The sequence below is a fragment of the Streptomyces sp. UF-297 genome, from assembly GCF_058245575.1.
Map to the genome: position 1 here is coordinate 30,650 of NZ_JBSIBZ010000019.1, position 25,880 is coordinate 56,529.

Annotated in this window: 16 protein-coding genes and 1 pseudogene; 6 read left to right on the plus strand and 11 right to left on the minus strand. The window is 73.9% G+C overall.

Annotation, left to right across the window (positions count from 1 at the left end; genetic code table 11):
- Positions 1–6: 6 nt before the first annotated feature.
- The 4 genes from AC4IJH_RS13880 to AC4IJH_RS13895 all read right to left on the minus strand — a co-directional run bounded on the left by AC4IJH_RS13880 (position 7) and on the right by AC4IJH_RS13895 (position 4,677).
- The gene (locus AC4IJH_RS13880; RefSeq protein ID WP_490851962.1) at positions 7–639 is read right to left on the minus strand and encodes an isochorismatase family protein; all 633 of its coding nucleotides are present in this window, start codon (positions 637–639) and stop codon (positions 7–9) included.
- Between the two features lie 19 nt (positions 640–658).
- Complete coding sequence (locus AC4IJH_RS13885) at positions 659–2,266, minus strand: (2,3-dihydroxybenzoyl)adenylate synthase (protein WP_490852027.1); 1,608 nt, start codon at positions 2,264–2,266, stop codon at positions 659–661.
- Between the two features lie 50 nt (positions 2,267–2,316).
- The gene (gene dhbC / locus AC4IJH_RS13890; RefSeq protein WP_490852028.1) at positions 2,317–3,465 is read right to left on the minus strand and encodes an isochorismate synthase DhbC; all 1,149 of its coding nucleotides are present in this window, start codon (positions 3,463–3,465) and stop codon (positions 2,317–2,319) included.
- Between the two features lie 435 nt (positions 3,466–3,900).
- Entirely contained in the window at positions 3,901–4,677 is a 777-nt protein-coding gene (locus AC4IJH_RS13895; protein WP_490851963.1) for a 2,3-dihydro-2,3-dihydroxybenzoate dehydrogenase, read from the minus strand.
- A gap of 160 nt (positions 4,678–4,837) precedes the next feature.
- Here AC4IJH_RS13895 and fhuB point away from each other — a divergent pair, with 160 nt between their 5' ends.
- Positions 4,838–7,066 (plus strand): Fe(3+)-hydroxamate ABC transporter permease FhuB, encoded by a 2,229-nt coding sequence (gene fhuB, locus AC4IJH_RS13900; RefSeq protein ID WP_490851964.1) that lies wholly within the window; start codon positions 4,838–4,840, stop codon positions 7,064–7,066.
- A gap of 106 nt (positions 7,067–7,172) precedes the next feature.
- Positions 7,173–8,381 carry an enterochelin esterase gene (gene fes / locus AC4IJH_RS13905; protein WP_490851965.1) on the plus strand — a complete coding sequence of 403 codons (1,209 nt, stop codon included), beginning with the start codon at positions 7,173–7,175 and terminating at the stop codon, positions 8,379–8,381.
- A 142-nt stretch (positions 8,382–8,523) separates the two neighbouring features.
- Here fes and AC4IJH_RS13910 read toward each other — a convergent pair whose 3' ends face one another.
- Genes AC4IJH_RS13910 through AC4IJH_RS13920 form a run of 3 tightly spaced genes read right to left on the minus strand, consistent with a single transcriptional unit; the run spans position 8,524 to position 17,476 of the window.
- Positions 8,524–9,960 (minus strand): DHA2 family efflux MFS transporter permease subunit, encoded by a 1,437-nt coding sequence (locus tag AC4IJH_RS13910; protein ID WP_490851966.1) that lies wholly within the window; start codon positions 9,958–9,960, stop codon positions 8,524–8,526.
- Complete coding sequence (locus AC4IJH_RS13915) at positions 9,957–10,160, minus strand: MbtH family protein (RefSeq protein WP_490851967.1); 204 nt, start codon at positions 10,158–10,160, stop codon at positions 9,957–9,959. The genes AC4IJH_RS13910 and AC4IJH_RS13915 overlap by 4 nt, the downstream gene beginning before the upstream one ends.
- Positions 10,161–10,162: 2 nt before the next feature.
- On the minus strand, positions 10,163–17,476 hold the full coding sequence (locus tag AC4IJH_RS13920) for an amino acid adenylation domain-containing protein (RefSeq protein WP_490851968.1): 7,314 nt from the start codon (positions 17,474–17,476) through the stop codon (positions 10,163–10,165).
- A gap of 166 nt (positions 17,477–17,642) precedes the next feature.
- Here AC4IJH_RS13920 and AC4IJH_RS13925 point away from each other — a divergent pair, with 166 nt between their 5' ends.
- On the plus strand, positions 17,643–18,782 hold the full coding sequence (locus tag AC4IJH_RS13925) for a M20 family metallopeptidase (protein ID WP_490851969.1): 1,140 nt from the start codon (positions 17,643–17,645) through the stop codon (positions 18,780–18,782).
- Positions 18,783–18,866: 84 nt separating this feature from the next.
- Here AC4IJH_RS13925 and AC4IJH_RS13930 read toward each other — a convergent pair whose 3' ends face one another.
- Both AC4IJH_RS13930 and AC4IJH_RS13935 read right to left on the minus strand, forming a co-directional pair.
- Positions 18,867–20,081, minus strand: coding sequence for an alpha/beta hydrolase family protein (locus AC4IJH_RS13930; RefSeq protein WP_490851970.1), 1,215 nt, complete (start codon positions 20,079–20,081; stop codon positions 18,867–18,869).
- Entirely contained in the window at positions 20,081–21,073 is a 993-nt protein-coding gene (locus AC4IJH_RS13935) for an ABC transporter substrate-binding protein (RefSeq protein WP_490851971.1), read from the minus strand. Before AC4IJH_RS13935 ends, AC4IJH_RS13930 begins: the two co-directional genes overlap by 1 nt.
- A gap of 200 nt (positions 21,074–21,273) precedes the next feature.
- On the opposite strand from AC4IJH_RS13935, the gene AC4IJH_RS13940 reads away from it, so the two are divergent.
- A complete protein-coding gene (locus AC4IJH_RS13940; protein WP_490851972.1) occupies positions 21,274–22,074 on the plus strand; it encodes an ABC transporter ATP-binding protein in 801 nt (266 codons plus the stop codon).
- A 65-nt stretch (positions 22,075–22,139) separates the two neighbouring features.
- On the opposite strand, the pseudogene AC4IJH_RS13945 reads toward AC4IJH_RS13940, so the two are convergent.
- Positions 22,140–22,298 (minus strand): annotated as a pseudogene (locus AC4IJH_RS13945) (DUF2867 domain-containing protein); the annotation flags it as partial.
- Between the two features lie 227 nt (positions 22,299–22,525).
- Between AC4IJH_RS13945 and AC4IJH_RS13950 the strand changes: the two are divergent.
- On the plus strand, positions 22,526–23,731 hold the full coding sequence (locus AC4IJH_RS13950; protein WP_490851973.1) for a cytochrome P450: 1,206 nt from the start codon (positions 22,526–22,528) through the stop codon (positions 23,729–23,731).
- Between the two features lie 74 nt (positions 23,732–23,805).
- Positions 23,806–24,000, plus strand: a complete 195-nt coding sequence (locus tag AC4IJH_RS13955) for a ferredoxin (RefSeq protein ID WP_490851974.1) — start codon at positions 23,806–23,808, stop codon at positions 23,998–24,000.
- Positions 24,001–24,010: 10 nt separating this feature from the next.
- On the opposite strand, the gene AC4IJH_RS13960 is transcribed toward AC4IJH_RS13955, so the two are convergent.
- Entirely contained in the window at positions 24,011–25,837 is a 1,827-nt protein-coding gene (locus AC4IJH_RS13960; RefSeq protein ID WP_490851975.1) for a CocE/NonD family hydrolase, read from the minus strand.
- Between the last annotated feature and the right edge of the window lie 43 nt (positions 25,838–25,880).

The window sequence follows — 25,880 nt, forward strand, 5'->3', positions numbered from 1 at the left end:
CCTTCGTCACTTTCCCTGGAAAACGGTGTCGGTGGTGGTGATGACGGCGCACTTGGCGGCGGCCCAGCGCAGCGCCATGGCGTGGTCGGCGGCGCAGAAGTCGGCGACCGCGTCGGCGACGAGGAAGGGCTGGATGTCCTGCATCCAGGCGTCGCAGGCGCTCATCATGACGCCGATGTGGGCGTACACGCCGACGATGACGAGCTGGTCGCGGCCCTGCTCGCGCATCCGCTGCGCGAGGTCGGTGCGCACGAACGCGCTGTACTTCCACTTGGTCAGGACGGTGTCGGCGGCGGTGGGCGCCACCGGTGCGGCGATCGCCTTGGCGTGCTCGTCGTCGGGCAGGCCCGGTCCCCAGAAGTCCTGCTGGAGGCCGCGCTCGGCGGGCGTCTGGCCGCCGGGCTGCGCGGAGTAGACGACCGGTACGCCCAGGCGCTCGCAGTCCTTCTTCAGCTTGCCGACGTTGTCCAGGAGTTCGGTGACCGGCGAGGCCCCTTCGGTGAACGCGCCGAGGAAGTAGTTCTGCAGGTCGTGCACGAGCAGGACGGCGCGGTCGGGGTCGACGCTCCAGCCGACCTTGTTGGCGGGCAGCTCGTCGGCGGTGGGCATGGGATAGGGGGCGATGGCGGGGAGCGCCATGGTGAGGTGCCTTTCGTGGTCAGTGCTGCTGGGCGGCGCGCAGGTCCTTCTTGCTGACCTTGCCGATGCCGGTCTGCGGGAAGGCCTCGACGAACTCGACGCGGTCGGGGACCTTGTAGGCGGCCAGGCCCTTCTCGCGGACGAACTTCTTGACGGCGACGGGCCGCAGCGGCTCGGCTCCGGCCCGCAGGATGACGTACGCGCAGGTGCGCTCGCCCAGGTAGTCGTCGGGTACGGCGACGACGGAGACGTCGTGCACGGCGGGGTGGGCGAGGATGACGTTCTCGACCTCCTCGGCCGCGATCTTCTCGCCGCCGCGGTTGATCTGGTCCTTGGCCCGGCCCTCGACGACGAGATGGCCGGTCTCGGTCAGCCGCACGATGTCGCCGGTGCGGTAGAAGCCGTCCTCGGTGAAGGAGCGGGCGTTGTGCTCGGGCGCGCGCCAGTAGCCGCGGATGGTGTACGGGCCGCGGGTGAGCAGGTGGCCGGTCTCGCCCACTTCCAGATCCCGGTCCTCGTCGTCCACGACGCGGATCTCGTCCGCCGGGGAGATGGGGCGGCCCTGGGTGGTGACGATGGTCTCCTCGGGGTCGTCCAGGCGCGTGTAGTTCACCAGCCCCTCCGCCATGCCGAAGACCTGCTGGAGCGTGCAGTTCAGGGCGGGGCGCACCCGCCGCGCGGCCTGCTCGCTGAACTTCGCGCCGCCCACCAGCAGCACCTCAAGGCTGCTCAGGTCGCACTCGGTGTCCTGGGCCGCCTCGATCCACACCAGGGCGAGCGGCGGTACGAGGCCGGTGAGGGTGACGCGTTCGCGCTCGATGAGGGGGAAGGCGGTCCTGGGGTCGGGCTTGGGGCACAGCACGACCGTGCCGCCCGCGTAGAAGGTGCCGAGCGAACCGGGCGAGCTGAGCGGGAAGTTGTGGGCCGCGGGCAGCACGCACAGGAACACGCTGTGCTCGTCCACGCCGCACAGCTCGTTGGAGCCCCACAGCGAGTAGAGGTAGTCGTCGTGGGTGCGCGGGATGAGCTTGGGGATGCCGGTGCTGCCGCCGGAGAGCTGCAGGAAGGCCAGGTCGCCCGGGGCCGGGCCGTCGGTGACGGCGACCGGCTCGCGCGCCACGTCCTTCAGGGCGGTGTGCTCCCCGGGCTCGCCGACCACGAACACGTGCTCAAGGGTGGGCACTTGGGATCCCACGGAGGTGGCCAGCGCGCGGAAGTCGAAGCCGTCGGCCACGTCCGGGACGATGTAGGCGACCGCCTCGGTGAACTCGCAGAAGTAGCGGATCTCCGTCTCGCGGTGCGCGGGCAGCGCGAAGACGGGCAGCGCGCCGATGCGGAAGAGGGCGAAGATCACCTCGAAGAACTCGGCGACGTTGGGCAGTTGGAGGACGACGCGGTCGCCCTTGCCGATGCCCTTGGCCAGGAATCCGGCGGCCAGCCGGTCGGCGCGGTCGTCCAGTTCGCCGTACGTCCAGCGCCGGCCGGTGCCGTCCGGGCCGCCGTGCGGGTCCACCACGGCAGTGCGGTCGGGGTGGTTCAGGGCGCGCTCGCGCAGCATCGATCCGAAGGTCTCGCCGCGCCAGTATCCGGCGGCGCGGTAGCGCTCGGCGAAGTCGGCGGGCCACATGGGGGCGTCGGCGCTCGCTGCGGCCGGGGCGCCGTTCGGTGCGGGGGTGGTCACTGGTCGGCTCCAACCGCGTGCAGGAAGGTACGGAATTTGGCGGCGGTCTCGGCGGTCTCCGCCTCGGGGCTGGAGTCGGCGACCACGCCGGCTCCCGCGTACAGGCGCAGGGTGCGGCCCTCGGCCTCGGCGCAGCGTATGGTCACCACCCATTCGCCGTCGCCGTCGGCGTCGCCCCAGCCGACCATGCCGGTGAACAGGCCGCGGTCGAAGGGCTCGGTCTCGCCGATGACCTGGCGGGCGAGGTCGGTGGGGGTGCCGCAGACGGCCGGGGTCGGGTGCAGGGCGCAGGCCAGCTCCAGGGCGGAGGTGGCCGGCTGCTCCAGTTCGCCGGTGAGGGTGGTGGACAGGTGCCACATGGCGGCGGTGCGGATCAGCGTGGGGCGGGCGGGGACGTCCAGGGTGCGGCAGTAGGGCGCGAGCGCCTCGCGCACCGCGTCCACCACGACCGCGTGCTCGTGCAGGTCCTTCGCGGACTCCAGCAGCGCGGCGGCCCGGCGGACGTCCTCGGCCAGGTCCTGGCTGCGCGGGGTGGAGCCCGCGAGGGGGTTGGCCACGATCTGTGTGCCGCGGCGGGAAACCAGGAGTTCGGGGCTGGCGCCGAGCAGGGTGCGGCCCTGGCCCGCGGGCAGCGCGAAGGTGTAGCCGCCGGGGTCGCGGCGGGCCAGGCGCTGGAGCATCGCGGGGATGTCCAGGTCGCTCGGCGAGGTGAGTTCGAGGGTGCGGGCGAGCACGACCTTGCTGAACTCCCCGGCCTGCATGCGCTTCACGGCACCGGCCACGCCCGCCGCGTACTCCTGCGGCTCCGGTACGGGGCGTACGTCCCAGCCGGTCCCTGCGGGCTGCGGCGCGGGCAGCGCCACCAGGGGGTCCTCGCGCAGCGCGGGCGCCAGGCGCACGCTCTCGGGCACGGCGAGCACGGCCGGGGCGGTGTGGTCGAAGGGGACGGCGCCGACGACGACGGGCGCGGGGTGGCCCGCGTGCCGCTCGGCCCGCAGGGTCTCGGCGACGCGGAGCGCCAACGGGCGCTCGTCGTGCGGCACTTGGGCCCGTACGCCCTCGGCGAGGAGGGTACGGGTGGGGGTCGCCAGGAACCGCGCGGTGCCGGGGCGGTAGGCGTCCAGCAGGGCGGTGGCGGCGCCCACGGGAGAGGCGGGCGCCGGGGCGCGGGGCGCGGGCTCGGGGCCGTTCTCGAAGTCCTGCCGGGTGGCGGCCTCCGGGTCGGGCAGCACACCGCCCGTGGGCCGGGGGCCGGGCTGCCGCGGTGCGGCGCCGTCCGTGGCGCGACCCGCTCCGGGCCGCTCGGCGACGTCGTTGGCCGTGGTCACCTGGTGCTCCATTCCCCCGGTGTGGTCCCACCGGACGTGATGTTTCCCCGGTGCATGCTCACCGGACGTGTTCTGGTTGTTCATCGGTCGACGACCGCGCGCCGGATCCGTACGGCGCCGGTGTCACGCGCGGCAGCGCCAGGGCTGTTCGCGGCAGCGGAAAAATGGCTCCGCCACGACGGCGGTCCACCACGGCGGCGCGTTCCGGCGGCGCCGAACCCGCCCCGCACAGGGGCCGGAAGAACCGCGCGCCTAAGCGCGCAACGTGGCGCCGCCGTCCACGTACAGGTCGTGCATCGTGATGTGCCGGGCGCGGTCGGAGACCAGGAAGGCGACCGACTCGGCGATGTCGTCGGCCTCGGCGATACGGCCGAGCGGGATGCCGACGCGGTACTCGGCGCTGTCGCCGTCGATGACGCGCAGCGGCGCCTGCGGGTCGTTCCACAGCTGGCGCTGCATGGCGGTGTCGGTGGAGCCCGGCGAGACGACGTTGCAGCGCACCCCGCTGCGGGCCAGCTCCAGCCCGAGGCACTTGGTGAACATGGTCGCGGCGGCCTTGGAGGCGGCATAGGCGGCCATGCGGGTGCGCGGTACGCCGGCGGCGTTGGAGCCGACGGTCACGATGCTGCCGCTGCGGCGCTCGCTCATCCGGCGGGCCAGGGCGCGGGAGGTGTGGAAGACGCCGGAGGTGTTCACGGCGAAGGTGTCGTGCCAGTCCTGGTCGGTCAGCTCCACGACCGGCGAAATGCGCAGCATTCCGGCGACGTTGACGAGGATGTCGACCGGCCCCATCTCGCGCTCGATGTCCTCGACGGCGGTCTCGACGGCCGCGCCGTCGGTGACGTCCAGGGTGCGGCCGGTGATCCGCGGACCGCACTCGCTCTCGAGGGACTTGACCCCGTCGGGGAGCAGGTCCACGGCCACGACCCGGGCCCCGCGGTCGGCGAGGAGGCGGGCCACGGCCTCGCCTATGCCCTGCCCCGCGCCGGTGACCAGCGCGGTCCGCCCTGCGAGTTCTGGCTGCTGCATGGAGTTTCCCCTCGACATACCGAAGTCCGGCACCGAATCCCGACCCTCGGTCGAAGTAAGGCAAGCCTAACCTAACATGACACACTCTGCGATCATGGATTGCCGCACAACTCCCCCTCCCCCTAAAGGGGCGGAGGCGCCATTAGGTTAGCCTTACCTTATGACCCTCCCGCAAGTGGGCCACCGCACGTCGGACGTCCCCACGGACGCCCCCGCCGCACCGGCCGAGACCGCCCCGGCAGCCCAACCGCCCGGATCCGGCGGCCCGTCGGCATTCCGGCAGCGCTTCACCTCGCGCGGCACCGCCGTCGCCGTCGCCGTACTCGCGCTGGCCGTCCTCCTGCTCGCCGCGCTCTCCCTGTGTGTGGGCGCGGGCGAGGTCGGCCCGTCCGGGGTGCTGGACTACCTGCTCGGCCGGAACGGAGCCCGCGACAACTCCCGGCTCACCCTGGTCGTACGGGATCTGCGGCTGCCCCGCACGCTGACCGCGCTGCTGGTCGGCGCGGCCCTGGGAGTGGCCGGCTGTCTGCTCCAGGCGGTGACCCGCAACCCGCTGGCGGAGACGGGTCTGCTCGGCGTCAACGCGGGCGCCTCCCTGGGCGTCGTCACCGGCATCGCCTTCCTCGGCGTCCAGACCAGCTACGGCTATCTGCTCTGGGCCTTCGCGGGCGCGGTGGTCGCCAGCGGGCTCGTCCTGCTGATCTCCGGCAGCCGCGGCGGCGGTTCACCGATGCGGCTGGTGCTGGCGGGCGCCGCGCTCGGCGCCACCTTCGGCGGCCTGACCAGCCTGATCATCGTCAACTCCGCCGAGGCCTACGACGGCTTCAGGCACTGGGTCCTGGGCTCGCTGGCCGGCATCGAGGGCTTCGGGGCCATCGGCCCGCTCTCCCCCATGGTCCTGGCGGGCTTCCTCATCGCCTTCCTGATAGCCCGTCCGCTGTCCGCCCTCGCGCTCGGCGACGACCTGGCGCGCGGCCTGGGCCACCGGCCCGCGCTCATCCGTACGGTGGTGGCCTGCGCCGTCACCCTGCTCACCGCGTCCGCCGTCGCTCTGGTCGGCCCGGTCTCCTTCCTCGGACTGCTCGCCGGGTTCGTCGCCCGCACCGTGGCCGGGCCGCGGCCCGGGGCGCAGATCGTGCCGGCCGCGCTGATCGGCGCCGGTGTGCTGACCGGAGCCGACGTGCTGGCCCGGGTGGTCTCCCGGCCCTTCGAGGCGCCCGTCGCCGTCATCGTCGCGCTGATCGGCGCGCCCGTACTGATCGCCCTGGTCCGCTCCAAGCGCCTGGGCGCGATGGGCATGACGGAACCGGCCACCGCCCAGGACGGGCCCCGCGGCGCCGCCCCGTCCGCGCCGCGCCGCGAGAACTTCGTACTGCGCCGCGGCCGGCTGTCCCTGCTCGTCTCCTACCGCCCGGCCCTGGCCGCACTCGCGCTGGGCGCGGTCCTGGTCGCCGCCGTGGTCTTCGCCGCGCACTCCGGCCAGAGCGAGATGGGCGTCGTACGGACCTTCCGCGCCGTCTTCGGCGCCGGCGACCACTTCGACGTCCTGCTGGTGCAGAAGTTCCGGCTGGGGCGGATCGTGGCCGCGCTCACCGCGGGCGCCGCGCTCGGCCTGGCCGGCTGCCTCACCCAGACCCTGGCCAGGAACCGGCTGGCCACCCCCGAACTCCTCGGCGTCAACGACGGCGCGACCGCCGCCGTCCTGCTCTCCGTCACCCTCTCCGCCACCGGCTCCTTCGGCGCCTGGTGGGCCGGGCCGATCGGCGCCCTGGTCGCCGTCGTCGTGGTCACCTCGGTCTCCGGCGGCCTCGGGCAGCGCGGCCACCGCGTCCTGGTCGTCGGCCTGGCGATGTCCGCGCTGGCCTCCGCCGCCACCCAGGTCGTCCTCTCCCGCCGCTCGCTCAACTCCGCCAGCGCGCTCTACACCTGGACCTCCGGCAGCCTCAACGGGCGCGGCTACGACGTGGCCGTGCCGGTCCTGATCGGCCTGGCCGTGCTCATCCCGCTGACCTTCCTGGTCGCCCGCCACCTGAACGTACTGCGCTTCGACGACGCCACCGCCGCCTCACTGGGCGTGGCCCCCGCCAAGGTCCGTATCGTCTGCCTGCTGCTGGCCGTCGCCCTGGCCGGACTGGCCGTCGGCATCTGCGGCCCGGTCGGCTTCGTCGCCCTGGCCTCCCCCGTCATCGCCGGTCGCCTCGCCGGCCCGCTGCGCGTCCCCGTCCTGGGCTCCGTCCTGGTCGGCGCCGCCCTCGTGGTCGTCGCGGACACCGTCGGCCGCACCGTCTTCAACGGCACCGAGGTCCCGGTCGGCGTGGTCACCACGGTCCTGGGCGGCCCGTTCCTGCTGTGGGTCCTGCTGGGCCGCTCGGCGGCGACGCGCGCTTGAGCAGCCCCGTAAGGGGCGCGGAGCCGTGTCGCTGTGCGGCTCCGCCGCGTGGGCGCGTTCCCCCCACCCCCGCGCTTTCATGACCGACCGAAGGAGACGAGTACCCATGGACAGTCCGCTGCTGCGGAACCTCGAGGCGGACGTGGCGGCCGGAAAACCGGACGCCGTCCGGGAGTTCTGGGAGCGGGTGGCCCGCACCGGAACCCCGCTCGTCGAGGCCGATCCCGGCGATGGCGCCTACCGCCTGGTCACCTTCCTGTGGCGGGACGCCGCCGCCGACGACGTCCTCACGCTGCTGCACACCGTCACCGACAAGGACCGGCACGCGGGCGATCTGACGCCCCATCTGATGCACCGGGTGGCGGGTACGGACGTGTGGGCGCTCACCCACCGGCTGCGCGGCGACCACCGGGCCTCCTACCAGTTCGTCGTCGGGCACGGGCCGCGCGAGCACACGCTGCGTACGGACCGCGCCTCCTGGCTGCGCACCCTGGACTCCGCGCTGCCCGACCCGCTCAACCACGGCCCTGACCTGCCCGCACGCGACGGCCGGCACCCCTCCTCCGTGATGGAGCTGCCCGACGCCCCGCCCCAGCCCTGGGCGCAGGGCACGCCGGGCGCCGCCGCGGGCCGGACCCTGGAGCGGGAGGTCGACGGGCGCCGGGTGTGGGCCCATCTGCCCGCCGGGCACCGGCCGGACGGCGGCCCGTACGCGGTCGCGGTGCTGCTGGACGGCGAGATGTGGGGCCCGGTGCTGGGCTTCGGCCGCACGCTGGACGCGCTGGCCGCCGGCGGCCGGATTCCGCCGACCGTGACCCTGCTGGTGGACACGATGGGCCGGGACCGGCGGATGGCCGATCTCAGCTGCAGCGAGGAGTTCGTCGACTGGCTCGCGGACGGGCTGCTGCCGTGGGCGGGCCGGGAGTTCGCGGCCACCGGCGAGGCGGCCCGTACCGTCGTCGCCGGGCAGAGCGCGGGCGGGCTGACGGCCGCCTTCGCCGCCTTCCGCCGCCCGGAGCGGTTCGGCAGGGCGCTGTCCCAGTCGGGCTCGTTCTGGTGGCCGGACGGTACGGAGTTCGACTCCGGCAGCGAGTGGCTGACCCGGCAGTACGCGGCGACACCGCGCCTGCCGGTCCGCCTCCGCCTCGAAGTGGGCGTCCAGGAGTGGATGCTGCTCCCGCAGAACCGCCATCTGCGCGACGTCCTGCGGGCCCGCGAGTACGACGTGACCTACCGCGAGTTCAACGGTGGTCACGACTACGCCTGTTGGCACGGCGGGCTGGCCGACGGGCTGGCGGACCTGCTGTCCGCCTGACCGCTGCGCTGGGCTCACGCGGTCATGAACCCGCGGGCCGGTGCGGGCTGGTCGCGCCCACGCGGCGGAGCCGCACATCGACGCGGCCCCGCGCCCCTTTCGGGGCGCGGGCGCGGTCACGCCTCAGGCGCAGCGCCCCGCGTCACGCCGTCGAGAGCACCGGCTCGTCCTCCGGGGCGCCCTCCAGGGGCGGCGGTGCGGCGGCCGTCCTGGGCATCCGGAGGGCGAGCGCTGCGCCGAGGGCCACCAGGGCGGCGGTGACGAGGATGGCCGCCTGGTACGGGCCCGAGCCGGTCGTGCCGTGGGAGGCGTCGGAGCCGCCGAGGGCTGCGACCACCGCCGCGCTCACCGCGATGCCGAGGGCGCCGCCGAGCGTGCGGACGATGGTGAACAGGCCCATCGCCTGGCCCATTCGGGGCGGTTCGACCTTCTCGAAGCCGGCGATCTGGATCGTGAGGACACCGGCGCCCAGCACCAGTCCGACGCAGAACATCAGGGCCCGTACGGCCCACTGGCTGTCGGCCACGGCGGGCAGCGCGAGCGCCGCGAAGACCACGGCGGCCAGCAGCAGCGCGGGGGCGGCCAGCGCCCGCGGGCCGATACGTGGCAGCAGCCGGTCGACCACCTGCGAGGCGAGCATCAGACCGAGCGCCTCGGGGAAGACGCTCAGCCCGGCGTCCAGCGCGGAGCCGCCCAGGACCGCCTGGTAGAGCAGCGGGTAGACGAACAGGATGCCCATCAGCCCGGCCGAGGTCAGCAGGGCCAGCGCGGTGGCGGCGCGGAAGACCTTCTCGGCCAGCAGGCGCAGCTCCAGCAGCGGGGTGGCGGCGCGCAGTTGGTGGACCACGGCCGCGATCAGCAGCGCCGTACCGAGCAGTGCGGCGGTGGCCACACTCGGCGAGGTCCAGCCGTGGGAGGGGCCGAAGCCGAGGGCGTAGGTGAGCAGGCCGAGGGCGGGCGTGGCGAGCAGGAAGCCCGCCGCGTCGAAGCGCCCCTCGGTGCCCGCCACGTCCTCGCGCAGCCGCAGCGCGCCCAGGGCCACGGCGGCGGCGCCGATGGGCACATTGACGAAGAACAGCCAGTGCCAGGACAGGTGCTGGGTCAGCAGGCCGCCCAGCGGCGGGCCGAGCGCCGGCATCAGGGCGGTGGGCACGATCAGCACCTTGGACAGCTTGACGCGCTCGTGCGGCGGGAAGGCGCGGAAGAGCAGCGTCATGCCGACCGGGGTCAGCAGCCCGCCCGCCACGCCCTGCACCACGCGCGACAGGACCAGGGTGGTGAGGTCCTGGGAGAGTCCGCAGGCCGCGGAGGCGGCGGTGAACAGCGCCAGGGCGCCCAGGAAGACGCGCTTGGTGCCGAAGCGGTCGCCGAGCCAGCCCGCCACCGGGAGGGCGACGGCCAGGCTCACCAGGAAGGCGACCTCGACGGTGTTGGCGGCCGAAACCGGTTCGCCGAAGTCGCGGGCGATGGTCAGCAGCGCCGGGTTGACGATGGTGGAGTCCAGCCCGTTCATGCACATCGCCGCCGTGTAGACGATCACGACGGCGATGCGGGAGGACACCGTGAAACGGCGCGTCACCGGGCGGCTGCCGGGTTCAGGTCGCTCCAGTTGGCGGTGACCCAGTCCAGGGCGGCCTGCCGCTCGGTGGGCCCGTGGGCGGTGCGCCAGCCCTCGGGGACCTCGGCGAAGGCGGGCCACAGGCTGTGCTCGTTGCGGCCGTTGACGAGGACGTAGAACTCGCCCTCGCCGTCGAAGGGGTTGGCGGGTGCGTCGGACATGGCTACTTCTCCAGGGCGGTCAGGCGGTCGGCGACCACGCGCGCGATGTGCGCGATCGGTTCGGGCAGGGTCATGTCCTTGTGCGAGCAGGCCACATCGGTGTTGGTGATGGGCCCGGTGACGTACGGCGTCCAGGTCTCGGGGGTGAGCGTGTCGTCGATGGTGTCGACGGTGGCGCGGAAGAAGAGGACCTCGCCGTCGAAGACGCGGTGGTCGAAGCGGCGCACAAGGTGGTTGGTGTTGAGGTAGATGGCGTTCAGCGCCTCGAAGGTGGCGTCGTCCAGGCTGGCCAGGGGGCTGCCCTCGCGGCGCAGCACCTCGGTGACCGCGCCCAGTTCCAGCGGCTTGCCCGCCAGGCTCTCCGGGCCGTGACCGCCCATGGTCAGCAGCGCCTCCAGTGCCTCGTCCTGGTCGGGTACGGGCAGCTCGCGGAAGCCCTCGGCGGGGTAGGCGTCCAGGATCGCCAGCAGTTCGACCTGCTCGCCCAGGTCCTGGATGCGGGTGGCCATGGCCTGCGCGATGATGCCGCCGGTGGACCAGCCCAGCAGGCGGTAGGGGCCGTGCGGCTGCACCTCGCGCAGCCGCTCGACGTAGTGCGCGGCCAGCTCCTCCAGGCTCTGCGGGAGCGGCAGTTGAGCCGTGGCCGGGCCCACGCCCTGCGCCTGGAGGCCGTAGATCGGCACATCGGCGGGCAGGTGGCGGATCAGGCCCGCGTAGCACCAGCTCAGGCCGCCCGCCGGGTGCACGCAGTACAGCGGCGCGCGGTCGCCCTCGGTGGCGGGGCGCAGCGGCAGCAGGACGTCCAGCGCGTCGGCGCTGTCGCCCGCCCGGTCCAGGGCGCTGTCCAGGGCGGCCGGGGTGGGGGCCTGGAAGATGGTGCCGATGCCGACGTCGGCGCCCAGCGCCTCCTTGACGCGCCCCGCCAGGCGTACGGCCAGCAGCGAATGGCCGCCCAGGTCGAAGAAGTTGTCGTCCACGCCGACCCGGGGCAGGCCCAGGACCTCGGCGAACAGGGCGCACAGCTGCTCCTCGCGGGGGCCCCGCGGGGCCCGCCCCTCGGTGACGGCCCCGGCCAGGTCGGGGGCGGGCAGCGCCTTGCGGTCGAGCTTGCCGTTGGCGGTCAGTGGCAGCCGCTCCAGCAGGACGACGGCCGAGGGGACCATGTGGGCGGGCAGCGCGCCGGCGGTGTGCTCGCGCAGCGCGGCCGGGTCCGGGCCCAGGCCCTCGCCGCGTACGGGCACGGCGTAGCCGACCAGGCGCTGGTCGCCCGGGGTGTCCTCGCGGACGATGACCGCGGCGTCGGCGACCTCGGGGTGCGCGGCCAGCGCGGCCTCGATCTCGCCCAGTTCGATGCGGAAGCCGCGGATCTTGACCTGCTGGTCGGCGCGCCCGAAGTACTCCAGGGTGCCGTCCGCGCGGCGCCGCGCCAGGTCGCCGGAGCGGTACATGCGGGTGCCGCTCTCGCCGAAGTGGTGGGCGAAGGGGTCGGCGACGAAGCGTCCCGCGGTCAGTGCGGCCCGGCCCAGGTAGCCGCGGGCCACGCCCTGCCCGGCGACGTACATCTCGCCGGTGACACCGGGCGGCACCGGCTGGAGGTACTCGTCCAGGACGTAGACGCGCAGGTCGGGGATGTTCACGCCGATGGTGCTGGCGCTCTCGGCGGTGGCGCTCGCGCGGTCCAGGGGGAAGTAGGAGACGTGCACGGTGGTCTCGGTGATGCCGTACATGTTGACCAGGCGCGGGGCGTCCTCGGCGTGCCGCTCGTACCAGTCCTCCAGGCGGCCCAGCTCCAGCGCCTCGCCGCCGAAGACGACGTAGCGCAGGGCCAGCCGGGTGCCGGGGCGCTCCCGGTCGGCGGCGCTGAGCTGGTAGAAGGCGGAGGGGGTCTGGTTCAGGACGGTGACCTTCTCGCGCGCCAGCAGCTCCAGGAAGGCGGCGGGATCGCGGCTGACGAGGTGGGGTACGACCACGAGCCGGCCGCCGTGCAGCAGGGCGCCCCACAGTTCCCACACCGAGAAGTCGAAGGCGTAGGAGTGGAAGAGCGTCCAGACGTCGTCGCTGCCGAAGCCGAACCAGTGGTCGGTGGCGGTGAACAGGCGCAGCACGTTGTGGTGGGTGACGGGAACGCCCTTGGGGCGGCCCGTGGAGCCGGAGGTGTAGATGACGTACGCGGTGTCGCCGGGCAGCAGCGGACGGGTGCGCTCGTGCTGTGCGAGGTCGCCGTCGCCGTAGGTGTCCTGCTCGGTGCCGTCGACCAGGACGCAGGGCAGGCCGTCGTGGGCGGGCAGCTGCGGCGCGGTGGCGGAGTCGGTCAGCACGGCGGCCGGGGCGGCGTCCTGGAACATGTACGCCAGGCGGTCGGCCGGGTAGTCGGGGTCCATGGGGAGGTAGGCGGCGCCGGACTTGGCGACCGCCAGCAGGGCGACGACCAGGTCCAGGGAGCGGGGCAGGGCGAGCGCCACGATCGCGCCGGGGCCGATGCCGCGGGCGGTCAGCAGGCGGGCCAGGCGGTTGGCGCGGGCGCCCAGTTCGGCGTACGTCAGCGACGCGCCCGCGCAGGTGACGGCGGCGGAGCCGGGGTGGCTGCGGGCGGCGGACTCGAAGAGCTCGGGGAGGGTGGCGAGCGGGGTGCGGGCGGGCGCGGGGGCGCCGGCGGCGCTGTTCCACTCCACCACGGCGCGGCGCTGCTCGTCCCGGCCGGTCATCGCGAGCTGCCCGACGGGGGTGTCCGGGTGCGCGCACGCGGCGGTGAGCAACCGGGACAGGCGGTCGGCGAGGCCCTCGGCGGTGGCGCGGTCGAAGAGGTCGGTGCGGAACTCCAGGAAGCCCGCGATGCCGCCCTCGGGCCGCTCCCCCGCGTTCAGGGTGAGGTCGAACTTGGCGGTGCCGGAGGGCACGGCCGTCATACGGGCCCTCGCGCCGCCCATGGTGAAGGCGGCGTCGGGCACGGACTGCCAGGCGAGCATCACCTGGAACAGCGGGTGGCGGGCCAGCGAGCGCGGCGGGTTGATCTCCTCGACCAGGCGGTCGAAGGGCAGGTCGGCGTTCTCGTAGGCGGCCAGGACACAGCCGCGCACCCGCTCCAGGAGGGTGCGGAAGGTGGGGGCGCCGGAGACGTCGGTGCGCAGGACCAGGGTGTTGACGAAGAAGCCGACCAGGTCTTCGGTGGCGGGCTCGTCGCGTCCGGCGACCGGGGTGCCGATGGGGATGTCCGTGCCGCAGCCGTGCCGGGTCAGCAGCGCCGCCAGGGCGGCCTGGACGGCCATGAAGACGCTGGTGCCGGTGGTGCGGGCGAGTGCCTTGAGGGCGGTGTGGGCGTCCGCGTCCAGGTGGAAGGGGACGGTGTCGCCGTCGTGGGAGGCGATGGCCGGGCGCGGGCGGTCGGTGGGCAGTTCGAGCTGGTCGGGCAGCCCGTCCAGGGCCTTGCGCCAGTGGGAGAGCTGGCGGGCGGCGAGCGCGGTGGGCTCCTGGGCGGTGCCGGTCAGGCGCTGCTGCCAGGCGGTGTGGTCGGTGTACTGCACGGTCAGCGGCGCCAGTTGGGGTACGCGGCCCTCGGCGCGGGCGCTGTAGGCGGCGGCGAGGTCGCGGGCCAGGGGGGTGGTGGAGGCGCCGTCGCCCGCGATGTGGTGCAGCAGGAGCAGCAGGGTGTGGCCGCGCTGCCCGTCGGTGCTGTGCTCACCCGGGGTACGGCCCCCGGACCCCCGCGTGAAGAGCGTGGTGCGCAGCGGGGGTTCGGCGGCCAGGTCGAAGGTGTGGCGGACGGCGGCGCGCAGGGCGGCGTCGCCCGAGTCCTCGCCGAGGGGCTCGATGTGCAGGCGGGGGCGGGCCTGTTCGACGGGCAGGACGGTCTGGTACGGCTCGTTGTCAGTGGCCGGATATACCGTTCGTAGTGTCTGGTGACGCTGGGTGAGGTCTTCCAGGGCGAGCTGGAGCGCGTCGTGGTCCAGCGGGCCGTCGAGGGTGAGGAGCAGGGGGATGTTGTAGGTGGGGCTGGGGCCTTCGAGGCGGTGCATGAACCACAGCCGCTTCTGGGCCGGGGAGAGCGGGGAGCGCTCCTGGTGGGGCGCGGGGGTGAGTTCGGGGCGGGGCTCGGGTGCGGTCGCGTCCTTGCGGAAGGACGTGAGGAAGCCGGCGAGCGCCGAGGGGGAGGGATGACGGAAGACATCGGCCAGGCCGAGGCCCTGCGCCGCGGGGAAGGCGTCGCGGACGCGGGCGGCGAGCCGTCCGGCCAGCAGCGAGTGGCCGCCGAGGGCGAAGAAGTCGGCGTCGGGGCCGGGGAGTTCGTCCAGGCCCAGGACGTCCGCGAACAGACCGCACAGGATCTCCTCGCGCGGGGTGCGCGGGGTGCGCGGGGCGGTGCGGGCCGGAGCGGCGGCGGGCTCGGGGTCGGGCAGCGCGCGGTGGTCGAGCTTGTCGTTGGCCGTACGGGGCAGCGCGTCCAGCAGCGTGAGGGCCGCGGGCACCATGTGCTCGGGGAGGCGCGACGCGAGGTGGGCGCGGAGCGCCTCGGGTCCGGCCGCGGCACCCTCGGCCAGGACGGCGTAGGCCAGCAGCCGCTTGCCGTGTGCGCTCTCGCGGGCGATGACGGCGGCCTGGGAGACGTCCGGGTGGGCGGCCAGAGCGGTCTGGATCTCGCCGAGTTCGATGCGGAAGCCGCGGATCTTGACCTGGTCGTCGGCGCGGCCGAGGAATTCCAGGGTGCCGTCCGGGCGCCTGCGTACGAGGTCGCCGGTGCGGTACATCCGCGCCCCCGGGTCGCCGTGCAGCGCGCCGTAGGGGTCGGCGACGAAGCGCTCGGCACTCAGGTCGGGGCGGCCCAGGTATCCGGCGGCCAGGCAGGCGCCGGAGAGATAGAGCTCACCGGTGGTGCCCGGGGCCGTGGGGCGCAGGGAGGTGTCCAGGACGTAGGCGCGCGAACCGCGTACGGGGCTGCCGGTGGCCGCTTCCCCGTCGGCGCCGGGCCGCCAGTAGTAGGCGTCCACGGTGGTCTCGGTCGGCCCGTAGAGGTTGAGCGGGGTGACGCCCTCGGTGGCGGTCAGGGTCTGCCACAGCGCTTCGGGCACGGCCTCGCCGCCGACGACGAGCACGGCCGGGCGGTGCCGTCCCGGCTCCAGCAGGCCCTCGGCGATGAGGGCTTCGGCGTAGGAGGGGGTGATGTCGAGGTAGTCGATCGCGTGCTGGTGGACGTATCCGGTCAGGGCGGCCGGGTCGCGGTAGGCCGCGTCGCCCAGGAGGTGGAGTTCGTGGCCGTGGACCATCCAGATGAAGGGGTCCCAGGAGGCGTCGAAGGCGAAGGAGGCGCTGTGTGCGACGCGCAGCCGCGCGCGGCCGGTGCGGCGGACGGCGGGTGCGATGTGGTCGCTGCCGTGGCCCGCGTGGAGGTTGGCCAGGGAGGCGTGGGTGACGACGACGCCCTTGGGGCGGCCGGTGGAGCCGGAGGTGTGGATGAGGTACGCGGCCTGGCCCGGCTCGGGCGCGGGCGGCGCGGTCTCGGGGCGGGCCTGGAGGCGGTCCCGGGTTTCGGGGTCGTCCAGGAGCAGCGTCGTCATCGGGTGCGGCGGCAGGGCGCGTACGGCCGGTGCGGTGCCGATGACGCAGACCGGGCGGGCGTCCTGGAGCAGCGCGGCGATCCGCTGCCGCGGGTGGCCCAGGTCCAGCGGCTGGCAGGCGCCGCCCGCCTTGAGGACGGCGAGCAGGGCGATCACGGTGTCCGCCGAGCGCGGCAGGGCGAGCGCGACCGGGCTTCCGGCGCCGACCCCGTGGTGCGCGAGTTCGTGGGCGAGGCGGTTGGCGGCGTGCTCCAGTTCGCGGAAGGTGAGCGTACTGTCCCCGTCGACGACCGCGACGGCCTCGGGGGTGCGGGCGGCCTGTTCGGCGAAGAGCTGGGGCAGGGTCAGCCGCGCGGCCGGCTCGCCGCGGCCCGCGGTGGCCTCGCGGATCTCCTCGGGGGTCAGCAGGTCCACGGCGCCGATGGGGCGCTGCGGGTCCGTCAGCAGCAGTTCGGCCAGGCCGTCCAGGTAGCGGTGCAGCCCGTCGGCGTGCCGGGCCAGCTCCGGGGCGTCGTAGCAGCCGGGGTTGGCGTCCAGGCCGAAGTTGAGGGCGCCGCCGGGTGCGGGGGTGACGGTCACGGCCAGGTCGTCGACGGGCCCGGCGGCCAGGTTGCGCACCGTGCCGGTGATGCCGCCGAAGTCCACATCGCCCTCGAAGGCCTTGATGTTGACCATCGGCCCGAACAGCGGCCGGGCGTCGCCCGACAGGCCCAGATCGCGGCGCAGGTCCTCCAGCCGGTAGCGCTGGTGCCGGCGCACGGCGCGGATCTCCAGGACGACGCGGCGCAGCAGGTCGGCGCCGCTGTCCTGGGGCCGTACGGCGATCCGCAGCGGCAGGACGTTCACGGTCATCGCCGGGGTGCGCAGGGCGGCCGGGCCGCGGCGGTTCATCAGGGGCAGGCCGAGGACGATGTCCTGGGCGCCGGTGGTGCGGTGCAGATATCCGGCGGTGGCGGCGACGACGAGCTCCGCCCAGGTGGCCTTGACCTCGCGGGCCGCGCGGTCCATGCGGCCGGCCTGCTCGGCGCTCAGCGCGCCGGGGTGGCGCCGCACCTGCCGGGCGGGGGCGGGCGGGTGGGCGCTCAGGGAGACGGGGCGCGGGGCATCCGCCAGCCGGCCGAGCCAGAAGTCCCGGTCGGCGGCGCGCTGTTCGCCGTCGCTGTAGGCGCGCTCCTCGGCCAGCAGCTCACCGAGCGTGCCGAAGGGGTTCGCGGTGGGGTCCTCGCCCGCGGCCAGGGCCGTGTAGACCTCGGCGCAGCGGCGGGCTATCAGGGTCAGCGCATAGGCGTCGACGGCGATGTGGTGGACGCGCTGATACCACCGGTAGCGCTCCTGGCCGACGCGGATCAACGCCTGGGTGACCAGCGGCCCTTGGGCCGGGTCGACGGGGCGGGCCAGGTCGGCGCGCATCCACTCCTCGGCGGCCCGCTCGGGCTGCTCGGCGCCGCGCAGGTCCAGGCGGCGCAGGGTGGGGCCGTCGCCGGTGGCCACGCGCTGGGTGGGGGTGTCGGTGCCGGGCTCGAAGGCGAGGTTCAGCGTCTGGGCCTCGGCCACGGTACGGCGCAGTGCCCGCTCGAAGAGGTCCGCGTCCAGCGGGCCGTCGATCTCCACGCAGTCGCCGGTGTTGTAGACGGGGTTGTCCGCGTCCAGGGCCTGGGCGTGCCAGATCCCCACCTGGGCGGCGAGCAGCGGCAGTTCCTCGGGGGCGCCGGCCGCGTCGGCGACGGGACCGGCGGAGGTGGCAGGGGTGGCACCTGACTGGCGCATGGAGTGGGGCTCCTTGTGTACGGCGACGACAGACCAGCGCACACCGGACCCCCGGGAGCGCGACTTAGGTAAGCCTAAGCTATGTTTCGGTCGAGCGGTGCCCCGCCCCCACCCTTGGGTGGCCCCCGGCACCCGCCCCGACCAGCACGAACACAGGAGCCCGCCGATGATTGCCCCGCCAGACCTCAAGCCCCGCATACGCGAACGGGTCGCCGGGCACCGGGAGGAGCTGCTCTCCCTCAGCCGCCGCATCCACGCCCACCCCGAGACCGCGTTCACCGAGCACCGCGCCGCCGCCTGGTGCGCGGACCTGCTGCGCGAGCACGGCTTCGACGTGACGGCCCCGGCGTACGGCCTGGACACCGCCTTCCGGGCCACGATCGGCTCCGGCCCCGTCACCCTCGCCCTGGCCTGCGAGTACGACGCCCTGCCCGAGCTGGGCCACGCCTGCGGCCACAACCTCATCGCGGCGGCCGGCGTCGGCGCCGCACTGGGCCTGGCCCCCTTCGCCGACGAACTGGGCCTGACCGTACGCGTCCTGGGCACCCCCGCCGAGGAGCGCGGCGCCGGAAAGGCGCTGATGATCGAGGCCGGGGCCTTCGAGGGGGTGGACGCCGCGATGATGGTGCACCCCTGCCCGTTCGAGGTGGCCGAGTTCCGCTCCTTCGCGCTGGGCACCCTCAGCGTGGCCTACACCGGCCGCCCCGCGCACCCCAGCCTCAACCCCCACGAGGGCCGCAACGCCGCGGACGCGCTCACCGTCGCCCAGGTGGCGCTCGGCCTGCTGCGCCAGCAGCTGCCCCCGCACTGGAAGGTGCACGGCATCACGACGGCCGCGGGCCACTCCCCCAACGCGATCCCGGACCGGGCCACCGCGGAGTACGAGATCCGCGCCTCGGCCGCCGAGGACCTGGGCGAGCTGCGCGAGCGGGTGGAGGCGTGCTTCCGCGCGGGCGCGCTGGCCACCGGCTGCGAGGTGTCCCTGACCCGCCCCGAGCCGGACTACCTCGACTTCCGCACCGACCCCGGCCTGATCGCCCTGTGGCGGGCCAACGCCCGCGAACTGGGCCGCCCCGAGCCCGAGTCGCGCCCCGCCTTCGCCTGTACGGACATGGGCAATGTCTCGCACGCCGTCCCCTCGATCCATCCGGTCCTGGACATCTCCGGCGGCACCTGCGGCCCCCACGAGGCCGCGTTCGCCGAGGCCGCGCTCTCCCCGCGCGCCGAACAGGCCCTGTTCGACGGCGCGGTGGGCATGGCCTGGACGGCGGCGGACTTCGCCGCCGGGCGCCTCGCGGACAGGTGACGGCCGTGGCCCGGCGGGACGTTCGCATCCCGCCGGGCCCCTGCACGGCCTCGACACCTCGGCCTGTTCGGCACGCCCCGCCGGTTACACCTTCCACCCGACGGTGACCTCGGGAAAGCGCCCGTCGGCCGCGTCCAGCACCGGCTCCTCGCGCCCCTTGAGCCAGCGGTCGAAGAAGGCGCGTACGTACACCCCGGTCACGAACTGGGAGCGGCGGCCCTCCAGAGTGCCGAAGTACTTCGCGAACTGCTCCGGCGGCCAGACCCGGTCCAGCCCGAGCCCGACGCCCAGCGGCGCCAGGTCCGTGAAGCTGTAGTGGCGGGCCCCGTCCAGGATCATCCGGCGGCCCCAGCCGCGGTGGTGCGCCATGAACTCCGCCCAGCTGGGCGGCGGTTTGGGCATGTTCTCGGTGAAGAGCATGAAGGGCTGCGCAAGGCCGGTCTGCGCGGCGGCCGTCTGCAGCGCGCCGTCCAGGCAGGCCCCGGCCGTGAAGCGGGCGTCGCGCCGCAGCACTTCGGCGGCGCCGGAGCCGCCGAGCGAGTGCCCGAAGACCCCGATGCGCTCCCGGCTCATGGCGGCCGTGAGCTGCGGCGCGGGGCTCTGACCGCGCTGCCCGGTGAACGCGTCCAGGACGAAGCTGAGGTCGGCGCCGCGCACATCGGAGTACTGGCGCAGCAGCGCGGCGTCACCGGTGGCCGGGTTCTGCGGGACCACCCGCCCGTCGGGGAAGCGCACCGGCCCGTCGTAGGTGTGGTTGACGCCGATGACGAGATAGCCGTGGCTGGCCAGGTCCGTCGCGAAGGCGGTGAGGGTGGCGGCCGGGTCCTGGCGCCCCGGGCCGAGGAACACCACCGGCGCACGGCACAGTTCGGGGTGGACCGGCGCGTCCTGCCAGGTCTCGGTCCGTACCCGCGCCAGGGAGCCGGCCGGCAGCGTGAAGCGCTGTTCCACCACCGGCACCAGCGCGGGGTCCAGGTATCGGGCCCGCTCGCGGCCTGCCGTGGCGGCGGTGGCGTACCAGACCTGGACCATCAGCTCGCGCGCGGTGGGCGTCGGCGCGAACGGGTCGGTCCGCGCGTCGTCCACGAGGTGGAAGCTGCCGGTTCCGACCGCGTACGGGCCGCTCGGCGCGGGCAGGGCGACGGGCCCGTCCGCCGGGGCGGCCAGCGCGTGGGCCGCGCCCGCCGTCCCGCCGGTGACGGCGGCCGCCGCGGCGGTGGCCGCCGAGATGCGCAGCAGCGTCCTGCGCGAGAGAACTCCCCCAGGGGCGGCGGCGCGCCCCATGCCCCCCTCGCGCATCAGGAGAGCGCCTTCTTGATGTCCTGGATGACGGCGTCGGCGGCCAGCGGACCGCCGCGGGTGGACCACACCGACCCGTTCACGGTGACCACGTGGTCGTTCTTGACGGCGTTCAGCTCCTTGTAGGCGGGCTTGCTCTGGACGTCCTTGAGGGCCTTGGCGCCGTCCGGCGTCAGCGTGCTCAGGAACAGCCAGTCACCGTCGATCTCGTTGATCTTCTCCAGGCTGAGCGTGGGGGTGTGCGCGTTGCCGTCCTTGTTCTGCGACTTGGGGCGCTTGAGGCCCATGTCGAGCGCGATGCCGCTGGCGAACTGCTTGTTCTCCATCCAGCTGGGGCCGTCCGGGTTCCAGCGCACGATGGAGACCTCGGCGCCCTTGGACTTGCCCAGCTCGCCGCCGGTCTTCTTGGCCTTGGCCTCGTAGGCGGTGATGACCTTGTTGGCGGCGTCGAGCTTGTTGACGGCGTTGCCGACGCCGCGCAGCGAGAGCTTCCAGTCGTCGGTGGGGGCCATGGTGACCAGCGTGGCGGGAGTGATGTCGCGCAGCTGCTTGAGGACCTGCTCGTCCTGCATGTCACCGGCCAGGATCAGGTCGGGCTTGGCCGCCACGACCTTGTCCATCACCGGCTGGAGCAGATTGCCGACGACGTCGATGCCCTTGACCTTGTCCTTGAGGTAGGCGGGCGGCTCGGCCAGGCCCTGCCCGTTGGTGATGCCGACCGGCTTGATGCCGAGCGAGAGCACCGCGTCCAGGTCCTCCTGGGTGAGCGTGACGATCCGCTTGGGGTTGGCCGGCACCTGGACCGCCTTGCCGGTGGCGTCCTTGACCGTCCGCGTACCGCCGCCGTCCGCCTGCGACGTGGCGTCCTTCTTGTCGCCCTTGTCCGCGTCGGAACCGCACCCGGCCAGCAGCAGGGCGGCCGCTCCCACGGCGGCCACGCACGAGAGCGTGCGACGGCGGGCGGTCGGGAAGCGGCGGCTGGTGGACGTCATGGAAGGGCTCCGGTCATGAAGGGACGACGGTCGGGCGCATACGAGACGCGCGGGGTCACCAGGGCACGAGGACACTGGGGCAGCGGTGAAAACGGCAGCCCCGAAGAGCCCCACGGACCCCCACGGAACGCCCGGCGACCATTAGGTTAGCCTTACCTTACGACTTTCGCGCAAGTGGGACCCAGAAAGGCCCGGTATCCGTGGAACTCCGCGTCGACCAGCTCACCGCCGGCTACCCCGGCCATCTCGCCGTCAACGGCGTGGACCTGGAGATCCCCTCCGGCCGGGTCGTGGCCATCGTCGGCCCCAACGGATGCGGCAAATCTACCCTTTTGCGGACCATCGCCCGCCTCCACCCTCCGCGCTCGGGCACCGTACGCGCCGGGGACGCGGACCTGTGGCAGCTCAAACAGCGTCAGGCGGCGCACCGTATCGCGCTGCTGCCGCAGTCCCCGCAGGCCCCGGAGGCGGTGACCGTCGCCGGGCTGGTGCGCTACGGGCGCCACCCGCACCAGGGCCTGTTCCGCCAGTGGTCGCGCGAGGACGAGGCCGCGGTGCACGAGGCGCTGACGGCCACCGGCACCGCCGCACTCGCCGAGCGCCGCCTGGACCAGCTCTCCGGCGGCCAGCGCCAGCGCTGCTGGCTGGCGATGGTGCTCGCCCAGCAGACGCCGATCGTGCTGCTGGACGAGCCGACCAGCGCCCTGGACCTGGGGCACGCGGTGGAGGTGCTGGAGCTGGTGCGCGAGGTGGCGGCGGCCGGCCGCACCGTCGTGATGGTGCTGCACGACCTGGCCAGCGCGGCCCGCTACGCCGACGACATCGTCGCCATGAACGCCGGGAAGGTCGTGGCGCACGGCCCGGCCCGCGAGGTCGTCGACGCGGCCCTGGTCAAGGACCTCTACGGCATCGACGCCGACATCCTCGCGGCCCCCGGGGACGGCTCCCCCGTGGTCGTCCCCTCGGCCCCGGCACCCGCCCCGGCCCCCGCGCGCGCCTGACCCCAGGGCCCCAACAGCCCGCCCGCGGGCGGCGGTTCAGACCCTGACGGCTTCCGCGGACGCCGCCCGCCCCGGGACAGCTCGCGCTCCGCGGCGCCGGGCGCCGCCAGGGCCAGCGCCCGGTGCGTACGGCGCAGCATCCTGCGCGCCATCGCGGGATGCGCCCGCCGGACCACGGCGAAGTACAGCCGCCCGGCCGCGTTGTGGGTGCGCACGACCGTACTGGGCACCTTCCTGCGCCGCGACTGACGAGGGGCAGCGGGCCACCGCCGCACCCGTCCCTGCGGAACGCTCCGCCACCCTGGTCCGTTGACGCCGTGGCGGACGCGCGCGGCCGCGCGGGGAACGGGGGCACTTTTTGGCCGAACTGCGCGTAGACCTTTTCCATGCATCAGGCATCTAGTTGAGATCGGTACGGAACCCCTTCCCCCCTCATCCGGGAGGCCTCCACATGACCGAAACCATTCCCTTTCCGCAGGACCGCGCCTGTCCCTACCACCCGCCCACCGGCTACCGCCCGTTGCGCGAGCAGCGGCCGCTCTCGAAGGTCACGCTCTACGACGGCAGCCCCGCCTGGGTGGTGACCGGGCGCGCCGAGGCGCGGGCCCTGCTCGCCGACCCGCGGCTCTCCTCCGACCGGCAGAATCCGGCCTTTCCCATTCCCGTGGCGCGCGGTGAGGCGATCCGCAGGATACGGACGCCCCTGCTGGGCGTGGACGACCCCGAACACAACGTGCAGCGGCGGATGCTGATCCCCAGCTTCACCGTCAAGCGCATCGCGAAGCTGCGGCCCCAGATCCAGCGGGTGGTGGACGAGTTGCTGGACGCCGTACTCACCCAGGGGCCGCCCGCCGAGCTGGTGTCCGCCTTCGCGCTGCCCGTTCCTTCCATGGTGATCTGCTCGCTGCTGGGTGTCCCCTACGCCGATCACGAGTTCTTCGAGGCCCGCTCCCGTCGCATGCTCACCAGCCGTACGGCCCAGGACGCCATCGAGGCCCGGGGCGAGCTGGACGCCTATCTCAACGATCTGATCGACGCCAAGCAGCGACAGCGGGCCGCGGGACGGATCGAGGACGAGGGCCTGCTGGACGAGCTGATCGAGGACCGGCTCAAGGCCGGCCACCTGGACCGCTCCGAGGCGGTGGGCCTGGCCATGATCCTGCTGGTGGCGGGCCACGAGACCACCGCCAACATGATCTCGCTGGGCACCTTCACCCTCCTGGAACACCCCGAGCAGCTGGCGGCGCTGCGGGCCGAGGAGTCCCTGATGCCCGCCGCCGTCGAGGAGTTGCTGCGGTTCCTGTCGATCGCGGACGGCATGCTGCGGGTGGCGACCGAGGACATCGAGATCGGCGGTGAGAAGATCCGCGCCCACGAGGGCGTGATCCTTTCCACGTCGCTGGTCAACCGGGACTCCGAGGCGTTCCCCGAGCCGGATGTGCTGGACTGGCACCGCGCCGACCGCCACCACATCGCCTTCGGCTTCGGCGTGCACCAGTGCCTGGGCCAGAACCTCGCCCGCATGGAGCTGGAGATCGCGCTGCGCACGCTCTTCGAGCGCATCCCCACGCTGCGGCTGGCCGTACCCGCCGCCGAGATCCCCTTCAAGCCCGGCGACACCCTCCAGGGGATGGTCGAACTGCCGGTGCGTTGGTAGCAGTTGACGTGCCGGGCCGGCGCGGCACGGCACCGTACACGAGCAGTGCCACCGCAGGACGAGAGAGGTCGCAGATGCGCATCACCATCGAGCAGGACACCTGCATCGGATCCGGTCAGTGCGTGCTGACCGCGCCCAGGGTCTTCACCCAGGACGACGACGGCTTCAGCGAGCTGCTGCCGGGCATGGCGGACGGGGCGGGCGACCCGCTGGTCCGTGAGGCCGCCCGCGCCTGCCCGGTGCAGGCCATCACCGTCGAGGACGACTGATAGCGGCGGCTCAGCGCAACGAGCCGCCCACCACCGGGAGTTCGAGGACACCGGTGTCGCCGGGTGCGCTGGTGACCGTCACGGGCTTGATGCCGCGGTTGCCGTAGTAGGAGGTGTCGCTGGCCGCAACGACCAGCCGCAGCCGGTGCCCCGGTGCGTAGCGGTGCACGATGCCCGGGAGGTCGACGGTGAACTCCCGGGTGACGTCCGGCACCCGCACCGGGGCGACGAGCCGGTGCACCAGGGTCTTGGTGCCGTCCGGCGCGAGGTCGTAGAGCTTGGCGAACAGCACGAGCTTGTCGGCCGCGTCGCCGGAGTGCTGGACCTGTTCGGTGCGCGGCGAGGCGACCTTGAGCGTCACCCTGGGCACGCCCGCCACATCGACCGGCGCGCCCTGGACCGGCCGCGAGGTCCAGTCCAGGTACGTGCCGCCGGTGTCGTACGGCGCCGGGTCCGGCAGGCCCAGCGTACGGGCCAGCGCGCTCTCCGAATGGCTGGTCGCCCAGGGCAGGTTGCGGTACTCGCGGCTGCCGCGGACCACCTCCTGCGGGCTGCCGACGAGCGCGCCGTCGCCGGAGAGGTACAGCCGCTGGGTGCCCCCGGCGGGGAAGGCGCCCGCGGTCCCGTACGCCCCGCTGCCGGGCGCCCAGTCGCGGTAGTACGCGAAGGCCGGGCCGGTGTCGGTCGCGGTGCGCCGGTGCAGATAGCGGTCGAACCAGGCCAGGATCCGCTGCCCGACGTAGCTGGTCTCCAAGTTGCCCTTGGCGATGTCCAGTTCGCCTTCGGCCGGGTTGCGCATCCCGCCGCTGTGCCCCCAGGACTGCCAGATCATCTTGGCCTCGGTCCCCTGCGCGCGCAGGGTGCGGTAGGTGGCGGCCGCCTCGTTGAGGTTGAAGAGGGTGTCGGCCTGGCCCTGGATGATCAGGGTCGGCGCCTTGACCGTCGCGAGGTACGAAACCGGGGAGACGCTGCGCGCATAGTCGACCATCTCCTGCGTACGGCCGTCCGGGTACCTCCCGCTGTCCAGCAGGCGCTTGGTGGCGCACGCGGGTGCGACGAAGTGCGCACAGCCCCCGCCGCCCAGCCGCGAGGGGTCCAGGCCCGGGTTGAGCAGGCCCTGCGCCTCACCGATGAGGAAGAAGCCGTTGGCCCACTGGTACTTGTACGCGCCGGGGACCGGGCCCGTCACCCCGTGGGTGCGCCCGGCGGCGTTGGGGTCCAGGGAGTAGGACAGATCGTTCCAGGTGATCAGCGGGACCAGGGCGTCCACCCGGTGGTCCCGCGAGGCGGTGGCGAGCTGGATCGCGCCGCCGTACGATCCGCCGATCATGCCCACCCGTGGGTCGCGGGGGCCGTCCTTGGCCACGAAGTCGACCCTGGTGCCGTCGTCCGCGGCGCGGGCACCGGCCAGGAGGTCCAGGATGCCGCTCGCCGCGGCGCCGTCCACCCGGGGGTCGTCCAGGGAGATGGGGCAGCCGCTCTTGCCGAAGCCCAGGCCCGAGTAGGCCAGGGCGGCGTAGCCGCGGGACGCGAAGGCCTTGGCGATGGCGTCGGTGGAGCCGTCCGCCTTGCTGCCGCCGAAGCCGTTGGTGGTCAGCACGGCGGGCACGGGGTGGGCGGCGTCGGCGCCCGCGGGCCGGTAGAGGTCGGCGTCCACCGCGCAGTCGCGCTCCCCCGCGCGCACCGTCAGCTTCAGCGCGGTGACGGAATACCCGGCAGACGTCTGAGCCCCGCGCCCTTGGGCCGCCGAACTGGCGGGTGCGGCAAGGGCGAGCGGCACGGCGAGCGCCGCGCCGGACAGCCCGGCGAGCACGGCGCGTGGGACAAAGCGGAACACGCTGGCCTCCACAGGGGCAGGGCACACCGGCCGGCCGGCAAGG

Coding starts and splice junctions, on each gene's coding strand:
- AC4IJH_RS13880 (WP_490851962.1), bottom strand. CDS start 639: ATGGCGCTCCCCGCCATCGCCCCCTATCCCATGCCCACCGCCGACGAG.
- AC4IJH_RS13885 (WP_490852027.1), bottom strand. CDS start 2,266: ATGTGGCCCGCCGACTTCGCCGAGCGCTACCGCGCCGCCGGATACTGG.
- AC4IJH_RS13895 (WP_490851963.1), bottom strand. CDS start 4,677: ATGCAGCAGCCAGAACTCGCAGGGCGGACCGCGCTGGTCACCGGCGCG.
- fhuB (WP_490851964.1), top strand. CDS start 4,838: ATGACCCTCCCGCAAGTGGGCCACCGCACGTCGGACGTCCCCACGGAC.
- fes (WP_490851965.1), top strand. CDS start 7,173: ATGGACAGTCCGCTGCTGCGGAACCTCGAGGCGGACGTGGCGGCCGGA.
- AC4IJH_RS13915 (WP_490851967.1), bottom strand. CDS start 10,160: ATGTCCGACGCACCCGCCAACCCCTTCGACGGCGAGGGCGAGTTCTAC.
- AC4IJH_RS13920 (WP_490851968.1), bottom strand. CDS start 17,476: ATGCGCCAGTCAGGTGCCACCCCTGCCACCTCCGCCGGTCCCGTCGCC.
- AC4IJH_RS13925 (WP_490851969.1), top strand. CDS start 17,643: ATGATTGCCCCGCCAGACCTCAAGCCCCGCATACGCGAACGGGTCGCC.
- AC4IJH_RS13930 (WP_490851970.1), bottom strand. CDS start 20,081: ATGCGCGAGGGGGGCATGGGGCGCGCCGCCGCCCCTGGGGGAGTTCTC.
- AC4IJH_RS13935 (WP_490851971.1), bottom strand. CDS start 21,073: ATGACGTCCACCAGCCGCCGCTTCCCGACCGCCCGCCGTCGCACGCTC.
- AC4IJH_RS13950 (WP_490851973.1), top strand. CDS start 22,526: ATGACCGAAACCATTCCCTTTCCGCAGGACCGCGCCTGTCCCTACCAC.
- AC4IJH_RS13955 (WP_490851974.1), top strand. CDS start 23,806: ATGCGCATCACCATCGAGCAGGACACCTGCATCGGATCCGGTCAGTGC.